The organism is Wolbachia endosymbiont of Nasonia giraulti, from assembly GCF_048054155.1.
GTDB lineage: Bacteria > Pseudomonadota > Alphaproteobacteria > Rickettsiales > Anaplasmataceae > Wolbachia > Wolbachia pipientis_C.
In genome coordinates, this window is the sequence record NZ_JAFEVH010000014.1 from 19,537 (window position 1) to 28,864 (window position 9,328).

General features: G+C 32.8%; 7 protein-coding genes and 2 pseudogenes. 5 read left to right on the forward strand and 4 right to left on the reverse strand.

Going from position 1 to position 9,328, the window contains the following annotated elements; translation table 11 throughout:
• Positions 1-17 precede the first annotated feature (17 nt).
• Together JR312_RS03005 and dnaG are read right to left on the reverse strand one after the other, a co-directional pair.
• Positions 18-1,316: a Na+/H+ antiporter NhaC family protein gene (locus tag JR312_RS03005; protein WP_416647690.1), complete on the reverse strand. Its 1,299-nt coding sequence runs from the start codon at positions 1,314-1,316 to the stop codon at positions 18-20.
• 98 nt (positions 1,317-1,414) lie between these two features.
• Positions 1,415-3,148: a DNA primase gene (gene dnaG / locus JR312_RS03010; protein ID WP_416647691.1), complete on the reverse strand. Its 1,734-nt coding sequence runs from the start codon at positions 3,146-3,148 to the stop codon at positions 1,415-1,417.
• 145 nt (positions 3,149-3,293) lie between these two features.
• Between dnaG and ubiG the strand changes: the two genes are divergently transcribed.
• The 3 genes and pseudogenes from ubiG to tsaB all read left to right on the forward strand — a co-directional run bounded on the left by ubiG (position 3,294) and on the right by tsaB (position 6,304).
• Positions 3,294-4,460: a bifunctional 2-polyprenyl-6-hydroxyphenol methylase/3-demethylubiquinol 3-O-methyltransferase UbiG gene (ubiG, locus tag JR312_RS03015; RefSeq protein WP_416647692.1), complete on the forward strand. Its 1,167-nt coding sequence runs from the start codon at positions 3,294-3,296 to the stop codon at positions 4,458-4,460.
• A gap of 107 nt (positions 4,461-4,567) precedes the next feature.
• Positions 4,568-5,699, forward strand: a pseudogene (locus JR312_RS03020) (dicarboxylate/amino acid:cation symporter).
• Positions 5,699-6,304: a tRNA (adenosine(37)-N6)-threonylcarbamoyltransferase complex dimerization subunit type 1 TsaB gene (gene tsaB, locus JR312_RS03025; protein WP_416647693.1), complete on the forward strand. Its 606-nt coding sequence runs from the start codon at positions 5,699-5,701 to the stop codon at positions 6,302-6,304. The pseudogene JR312_RS03020 and the gene tsaB overlap by 1 nt, the downstream one beginning before the upstream one ends.
• On the opposite strand, the gene JR312_RS03030 is transcribed toward tsaB, so the two are convergent.
• Positions 6,274-6,861 carry a DEAD/DEAH box helicase family protein gene (locus JR312_RS03030; protein ID WP_416647694.1) on the reverse strand — a complete coding sequence of 196 codons (588 nt, stop codon included), beginning with the start codon at positions 6,859-6,861 and terminating at the stop codon, positions 6,274-6,276. The two genes, tsaB and JR312_RS03030, sit on opposite strands and share 31 nt — an antisense overlap.
• A 235-nt stretch (positions 6,862-7,096) precedes the next feature.
• Here JR312_RS03030 and JR312_RS03035 point away from each other — a divergent pair, with 235 nt between their 5' ends.
• Positions 7,097-7,807 carry a class II aldolase/adducin family protein gene (locus JR312_RS03035; RefSeq protein WP_416647695.1) on the forward strand — a complete coding sequence of 237 codons (711 nt, stop codon included), beginning with the start codon at positions 7,097-7,099 and terminating at the stop codon, positions 7,805-7,807.
• Between the two features lie 168 nt (positions 7,808-7,975).
• On the opposite strand, the gene JR312_RS03040 is transcribed toward JR312_RS03035, so the two are convergent.
• On the reverse strand, positions 7,976-8,623 hold the full coding sequence (locus JR312_RS03040) for a heme exporter protein CcmB (RefSeq protein ID WP_416647696.1): 648 nt from the start codon (positions 8,621-8,623) through the stop codon (positions 7,976-7,978).
• A gap of 108 nt (positions 8,624-8,731) precedes the next feature.
• Between JR312_RS03040 and JR312_RS03045 the strand changes: the two are divergent.
• Positions 8,732-9,114 (forward strand): annotated as a pseudogene (locus JR312_RS03045) (TraR/DksA family transcriptional regulator).
• Positions 9,115-9,328 lie beyond the last annotated feature (214 nt).

Here is a 9,328-nt window from a genome sequence, read left to right on the forward strand (position 1 = left end):
AGCTACAGAAGAGTTGTTTATGGTAATTGAGGAGCTACAACCGCATGACGTCTGCCATTAATAACTATTTCACTTATTGCAACTGCTGCAAAAACAAAACAATAATATACTTTTGTTAGTACAGCAATAGGTGAAAGAGAGGCAATGCTGCTTGCTAGCAATATTTGAGAACCATAAGGTAAGATACTTTTTGTGATCGCAGTAAATATTTCTAATAAATACGCACTACGGTGTGGTGCAATGTTATATCTTTGTGCAAGTCTTTTCGCAATATTACTAGTTAATAAAATAGCAACAATATTGCTGGAAACCAAAATAGTAAACATAGATGATATTCCTGCAATCATAAGTTCAGCTTGACTTCTTGTGAGATTCACCTCATCGGTGAATTTATCTATCTTTTTCTGACTGTATTCGTACATTAAGTGGCTTAATCCACTACTGAAAAGAATAAATATCATTACCTCATTCATCTTATTAAAACCCCTACATATATCATGAGAATAATCAATAATAGAATAATCAAAAAAAGCTATTCCTAATATTCCAGCAACAACCATATTAACAGCTAATGTTACCAGTGTGTTTATTTCAAATAAACCCATAATTATTAAAGATACATAAGGGATAATTTTGACTATGGATAAAGAATTCAGACTTGAGATAGAAACAACTTCTGTGCTATTTGAAATCATTACTAGATAAGTAAGTATTATAAGACCTGTAACAGATCCTGTCTTTAGGGTTAGTTTTAGTTTATCCTTTACTGAAGCTCCTTGTAAAGAAGTAGCAGCAATAGTAGTGTCAGATATCATTGAAAGGTTGCTGCCAAACATAGACCCACCTATCACAGCTCCAACGCCCACCGCACAATCAAAAGCTCCATTTTGTGCTAGATTCACAGCTATTGGTGTTATAAGTGCAATAACTCCGATTGATGTGCCTATTGCACTTGCAATAAACGCAGAAATTAAAAACATTCCAGGAAGTAATAATTGTGCTGGAAGAAAGCAAATAGTTAAGCTAGCAATAACATTTATACTACCAAGCGATTGAGTAACAGTAGAAAATGCCCCAGCAAGGAGAAAAATCAAACACACGGTAAGAGTAGTTTTATTTCCCATACCTTTTATAAGAGTATCAACGCTATGCTGAATTTCGTTTTTATTGAATAGAATAGCAAAAAATAATGCTGGTAATAGGCAAACTAACGGTGAAATTTGATGAAGAGGATTGTCAAGTCCTATAAAGGAAAAATAAGTACCACTACCAAGATATAAGGTTAAAAAAATAATGAGAGGGAGAAATGCAAACACTTGTCGTAGTTAAATAAATTGAAAATATACTAGAATAAGCTATTTTAAGCAACTACTAATACAGTGTTTTTCTAATAATTTTGAACATCTTAAGCCATCTACTTTTGAATAAATTCCATTTGCATTTCTTGTATACTATCCTCTATTTGCTTTATTTGTTCTATTAGCCTTTCCTCTAAGTCAAAATTACCGCCCAGCCTTGCTTTAATTTTTTCTTCTTGTAATACATTTAATTCTTTCCGTAATACTATGTTATTCCAGACAGTTTCTGCCGATCTCTTCTCGCTTAATTGACTATTTAGTACGCTAGTTTTTTCAAATATAAACTTTATAACACTAGACTCCTGTAGCAGAATTTCTTTATTAAAGTTGCTCTCACTAGTTACCATATTAATTACGCACTGTTGTAATCTTTTCATCTCATTAGTAAATTCGAAATGAGAAAATTGCTCAAAAAATATAGGACGGTTCAAGATTTCAGGAAATTCTACGGCTATACGCAAAATTATGGCCTGATTTTGCTCTGCTTCAATTAGCTCTGGAGATTTATTGTAAAGATACTCACCTTGTGTTGCTTTGCTATTAAAAATCAGCTTTTTAAAGTTTCTTCTTAATTCACTGACCTTATTGTAAAAATAATCTCTATAATACCTTCTAATGCTGATGTTACTGATAGCATTTACATATTCCATAAATTTGTGCTCAAGAATTGAATATTTTTCCGGAGCAAATTTTTCATAATTTTGCAAATTGCTACCAATTATGTGATGCCATAAATATTCAGAGTGCAGTTCTGTTGAGCGGTTAAAAGCGGATAGTACATCTTCCGTCTTATATTCTAGTTCATTGCATATATCGTATGGGTCTTTATCGCTTGGCAAAGTTACAAACTTCAATGTATACCCAGGCTCCAGTATCGACAGAACAAGTTCTGCAATTCGAATAGCGGCACGACGTCCAGCACTATCGCCATCCATACAGATGGAGATTTCTTTAGCAAATCTCCATAGATTTTTTATCTGCTCTGCAGAAATTGCAGTACCAAGCGGGGCAACTGTATTGCTAATTCCCGCTTGATGTAGTGCTATTACATCCATATACCCTTCAACAACAAATATGTGTTGTTTTTTGCGTATTTCGCTTAAGGCAAGGTTTAGCCCATATAAATTCTCCCTCTTTTTGAAGAGCTGACTTTCTGGGCTGTTTAAATACTTCGGCTGTTGCTCAGAGTTCAGCGCACGTCCGCCAAAACCAATAACTTTGCCCGTGATGTTGTGTATAGGAAATATCAGCCGATCATAGAAATAATCACAAGAATTCTTATTTATTAACCCAACATCGATCAAAATCTCGTCTTTAATACCAGAGGAGTTCAAATATTCCTTCAAGCCAGAACTTGGTGCATAACCTATTCTAAATTTATCTATGATTTTGAGTGAGATCTTGCGCTGCCTTAAATAAGCCATAACACCTCGATTTTTCTGCGCGAACCAACTTGCAGCTAAGTCTAGCGTTGAAAACAATTTGTCGCTTTCTTTGGTAATATTGGGGTCTTTAGGTAACTCAACACCTGCAACTGATGCTAGCCTTTCCAATGCTTCTTTAAAGCTTAAGCCCTCAGTTTGTGAAATAAACTCAAACGCATCACCATGAGCTGAGCAACCGAAACAGTAATATAAGCCCTTAACATTGCTGACCGAAAAAGATGGGGTTTTTTCGTTATGAAATGGGCAGAGTCCAACAAAACTATCTCCTCTTTTTATTAACCTAACTTTTTTTCCTACTATGTCGGACAACAATAATTTTGACTTTATAATATCTATATGATCCATTTTACCGAATTAGTAGTTGTAGGATAAAAATTATATAGAATTTATGCATATCTGACTCGAAATTTATTCAGAAAGATCAGGAGAGCTTGACAAAAAGCTCAAAATAAATTACCCATATAAATACCCTTAAGTTGCAATTTCTTATATGTCAGATGTGATATCAGTTGCTTCAGACCACGCAGGTTATGAACTAAAATCAGAAATAAAGGCTTACTTGGAAACTTTAGATTATACAGTGATAGACCGTGGCTGCACTGCTGAACAAAAGAGTGTAGACTACCCTGACTATGCTGCTGAAGTTGTAGAAGATATAACAAACAAAAAAGCAAATTATGGAATATTAATTTGCGGTACAGGTTTGGGCATGAGTACTGTGGCAAATCGTTTTGAAGGAATCTACGCTGCTTTATGTAATAGTGTTGAGATCGCAAAATTAGCTCGCGAGCATGGCAACGCGAATATACTTTGTCTTGGTGCAGGGTTTACTGCGAGTGGATTAGCAAAAGACATAGTCAAACAATTCCTCGAAACAGAATTTTCAAAAGAAAGTAGACATAAAGAACGCCTTGATAAACTTAGCAATATTAACAAGAAAAAAACCACAAAAACTTATAACGAAGATGAAATATCAAAATTCGCTAAAATAGCAGGTGAATGGTGGGATGAGAATGGCAAATTCAAGCCATTGCACATGATGAATCCTGTGAGAGTATCGTACATCGTTGAGAAAATAAAAGAATTAAAAAAATGCGATTTAAAAGAACTATCATTGCTCGATGTTGGTTGTGGTGGTGGCATTTTGTCAGAGTCAATGGCGCGTGTTGGTATTAGCGTTGCGGGAATAGATGTATGTGAGGAAAACATAAAAGTTGCACAGTCGCACGCGAAGAAAGTAGGGTTAAATATAGAATACACACACACTAGCATTGAAGAGCTAAGCAATGACAAGAAGTATGACGTGGTTTTGTTGATGGAAGTGGTTGAACATGTCGATAATTTAGAGTTTTTCATGAAAAAAGCAATAGAGCTGTTGAAGCCAGAAGGGCTAATTTTTATATCGACGATAAATAGAACTATTAAATCCTTCTGTCTTGCAATAGTCGGCGCAGAGTACATATTAAACTGGCTGCCAAAAGGCACACATAATTGGAATAAATTTCTCAAGCCATCAGAAATTGCAAATCATCTAAGAGAGAACAATGTAACACTACAAGATATGACTGGTATGGAATATAATGTAATAAAGCGTGAATGGAACTTGACCAAAGGTGTGGATGTTAATTATATACTTTGTGGAAACGTTGTAATTTGAAATCTCATTCAAGTACTGGAAGGTAATGCAAATATTCTAGGCAGTTTTACTTTACTTAGCAGCTAATTTATCGTATGTATTTCCATAGGGTATCGCTATATTAGAATATGTTACAATTACTAACCTTACTTGCTGTTATCACTTCGGTTGTATTTTTTGGTCATCTAGTTCCAATGGAAGTGAAAACCTTCTTGTATTCAATAAGCCTTAGTATAAAAGAGATCTTACTATTTATAATGCCTTTTATTGTTTTTGCATTAATCTTTAGTAGTGTTAACAATCTTAAGCAGTCGGCTATAAAGTTTATATTGTTACTTATTATAACGATTTTCTTGTCGAATCTAGCTTCAAGTTTAATAGCTTATTCTGTTGGGCATTTTATCACACAAAACACTTATTCAATACAAGATATAACATATGAAGAAACAATTGTTCCTTTATGGTCATTTAGGATACCTGCATTGCTTTCTAATTTTTATGCCCTTGCTTGTGGATTTGTGTTAAGCATATTAGTGTCCACAATATTACCAAAAAAAAAGCAAAGAGCTCTCGAACAAAATGTTAGATTTAACTCTCTTTATTTTGAAGACATTTTTGACGCCAATTATTCCAATGTTTGTACTTGGTCTTGCTTTAAAAATGGAACATGATCAGGTTTTACCCATAATATTTAAGGATTACTCAATAATTTTTATTATTATATCATCTGCAACCTACCTTTATGTTTTTCTCTTATATGGAGCAGCAAATTCGTTCAAGATCACAAGCTGGATAGCTAGTATAGGTAATATGATACCAGCATTTATTACTGCAATGAGCACAATGTCTAGTAATATAGCTATGCCGCTTACTCTTGAAGGAAGCAAAAAAAATGTAAAGCAGCATGATATAGCATCGTCTGTTGTGCCAATAACCGCTAGCTTTCATTTAGTAGGTGATTGCTTTTTTATTATAATACTATCAATGATAATGACTTTTGGTGGTGCATTGTCTGCAACAGACTATGTGACTTTCCTTCTCTACTTTCTGTTATTTAAATTTGCTATTGTTGCAGTTCCAGCGGGAGGGATTATGGTAATGTTGCCCGTTCTTGAGAAGTATCTTAAATTCTCCCCAGAGATGCTTTCATTAATTACAGCATTGTATATAGTGTTTGACCCAATAATAACTTCAGCAAATGTTATGGGTAACGGTGCGTTCACTATGATGTTTACAAAGCTCTATGATAAGCTTAAGTGATGTCCATTCTAGCAATTAATACTGTAGGTGCTGGTAGTTCAATAGCAGTAATTGATTACGATGGTAATTGTTTTGTAGGACGCAATTCTGCAAACAATAGTCATGCAGAATCATTTTTTCAAATACTGAATACTTTGTTTGGTAAGCATAATTACAGCTACGATAAAATAGACCATTTAGCAGTGATAGTTGGACCAGGAAGTTTTACTGGAATCAGAGTTGGTATATCAACTGCACAAGGTATAAATCTTGCTACAAATAAGCCGTTATATGGGGTTAGTGCGCTGGAAGCTCAAGCATATGCAATATCGCTACTTTGTGCAAATAGCAAAAAAAATATTAAAGCTATAATCGAAGATGATCAAAAGTTTTATACGCAGTTATTTGATTTCAATTTGTTACCGCTATCAAATCCTGCTGTAGTAAGTGAACTCCAGCCTGAAACGCACTGCATTACATATATGGATTGCAGTTTACCAAAGTTGGATGCTAGCCATGCAGGGCTATTAGTCCGTTATAGACTAAAAAATAAACAAAAATTAAATGGAGTTGAGGCTCTATATTTAAATGAGCCTCAGTATATGAAATCGTTGCCTATTGCGTAAACACTATTAATTCGGCCAAGTTTGTACATCTGACTTACTATTTCTTCTGCTACTACTTCTTTTATACTCATATTTGAATTTTCTACCTCTATAGCATTTTGTGGTACAAATAAATCTTCCTCCCTAAATTTAATACTATTTATATTAGTAACCTTCCTATTTTTTCTTTGCTTTTTTGATATAGTACGCTCTTGTAATATCAATGGATTGCACCTAAGTACTATAGGGAGGGTTTTTGTGCTCATTTTTTTACTAAGTTCTACTACTGAGTTATATATTCTTATGTTGTAATCATTATTTTTAATTAATTCATCAACAAATATATAATTTTTTGAGTCAATAGGATAGGCTTCTATTGCCTGAAACATAACATGTGTAGTGTTATATATTCTATCTCGAGCTTCTTTGGAAGTTTGATTATATTCAAGTCCACTTACAATTACTGCATTTATCATACTAGATAATACTATTGCTGTAGAAAGTTTACCACTTCCTGGAAGACCAGTGATATATATGAAAAATTTTGTTAGCTGTTTTTTTATGTCAATATTTACCATATTATTTTTAATATTAAAACCTACACTTATAATAACATAAAAACGAGGCTTTAAAACATATGAAATATTACATAAAAAGTCGTTTTTATAGTTAAAATACTATGTAATCTAGAAATGTAAACTCTAATCACCTAAGGCAAGTAAAAGTGCTTAGTATTTTAATGTAGGTTCACCTTTTAGTTTGTAATAAACTTTTTTTCACGTATAAATCTTTAGAAAATTTTAGTCAAGAGCTATGTTATTAACAAATAGTGAGTTGAAAAGAGACCTAGTTAACGCCTATCAAATTTTATCTTATCTTAAATTAGATGATCATACGTATACTCATCTCTCTGTACGTTCTGAAGATAAAAAGTCATTTTATGTTTATCCGTTTGGTATACGTTTTTATGAAGTAGATGAAAGTTCATTGATGAAAGTATCGTTTGATGGGAATATAATTGAAGGCAAAGAATATCAATATAATAAAACTGGCTATGTAATCCATGGCTTCATTTATCAAGCAAGGAAAGATATTCAAGCAATTTTTCATCTACATACACCTTCTATTGTAGCAGTTTCTTCTCTCAAGGATGGATTAATCCCAATAAGTCAGTGGGCGCTGCACTTTTATAATAAGGTATCTTACCATGATTATAATTCCCTGGCACTTGATGATACAGAAGGAAAAAAATTAATAGCTGATTTGAAAGAAAATTTTGTGATGTTAATGCGCAATCATGGATCTATAACATGTGGTCAGACTATACAAGAAGCAATGTTTTATACGTATCACTTAGAGCAAGCTTGTAAAACTCAATGCCTGACGCTAGCAATGAATAGGGAGTTGTCAATTCCAAGTGAAGAAATTTGCTCAAAAGCCGTAAAGGATCTTCTGTCTTTCGAAAGCAATCTTGGTGAGAGAGATTGGCACGCATGGGTTAGGTTGATTAAAGGTAAGTTATAAAAGTTTCTGACTCTTCGATAGATATTAGATTTCTTGCATAACCAGCCAGTCTGAAATCCAATAATGGTTTCATACGCTGTAATTCATGCAAGAAGTCTAATGTCTCCATCTCTACTTAAGTTAACACCCTTAACTAAGCAGATACAAGTAAATAACTAGTAAGTTTTTTCAATCCTGCTCCACAGCAAATTTTAATGCTATGTGAGTAGTTATAGTGCTGTTAACAATTAAAATGACAAAAATTAAGATGGTGATTAGTAGTGTATAAATATTCAAGGATAAATTTTCAAATTGAGTTAGCAATTTGAAATATACAAAAGTTGGCATTATCATTGGCAAAACAAGAATTTGCGACACTCCTGATGCTAAGTTATTTCGACCAATCATTAATGCATTTCCAGTAGCTGAAATATTAATGATTATCAGCGTATTAAATAATAAAGACACTCCAACTGCTATTGAATGTTCAATATTATTGCCTAGAATTGCAAAGTTGAACATGAAAGAAATCACTGAAATCGGTAACCCAAATAACAACCAGTGAGCGAAGATTTTATAAGCAACTATCAGCCTAGAAGAGAGTGGCTGTACAAAGATTTGCTCTAATATTCCATCATGATAATCAGATGTAAATAAATTATTTGTAGAGATCTGCAAAACAAATGTAGCACATATCCATGTTAATGTTAATATGACTTCTTGTTTACTGTTGTTTTCAAGTGTATATGAAGATAAACTTAACATTATAATAAAAATACATACTATATAAGTAAGATTATTATTATTTATTACTAATTTTTTTACCGAACTAATCATACCAGGATTTTAAATGTTTATTATAAATTATAGTGTTTACTTTGAGGGTAGTATAATTTTTTGTGTTTACAAGTTATATAAGTTTTAATATATTTTATTGATAATGCTATGGAAAAATTAATAAAAATAAAGTTACCAGAAGATTACGTTCCTTCAGAAAATGAAGAATATATGAACGTAAAACAACTGGAATACTTTAGCTTAAAGTTACAATCAATACTCTCTGAACTGGAGAAACAAGATCTAGAAGATAGTAGTATTTATTCTGATAGAGATAGTGAAATGGAGAATTAATTAAGCGCCGAAAAGATAGAAAAGAAAAAATTAAGGAGGCGTTGGAAAAAATAAAATTAGGCATTTATGGTTACTGCGATGGAACGGGAGAAGAAATAGGAGTCGAAAGACTTAAAGCTAATCCGCTTGCTATGTATTGTATTGAAGAACAAGAGAGAATAGAAAAAGAAAAGAACGTTTATAACATTAATGATTAGAACTTGTCCGGGAATTCAAGCATATTTCTCTCCTTAACATAACTCTACTCATAGCCAGATATATGAAATTTTCAGGGGAACGTTCAAAAAAGTGTGTCAAACCGAAAAAAAAGTAATAAATTGATATAAAAAATGGAGGTTTGATATGAGTCAAGCAAATAGAACTACTGGTTTGGTAGATTATAAAGAATTAGAAACAAATATCCTGTCATCT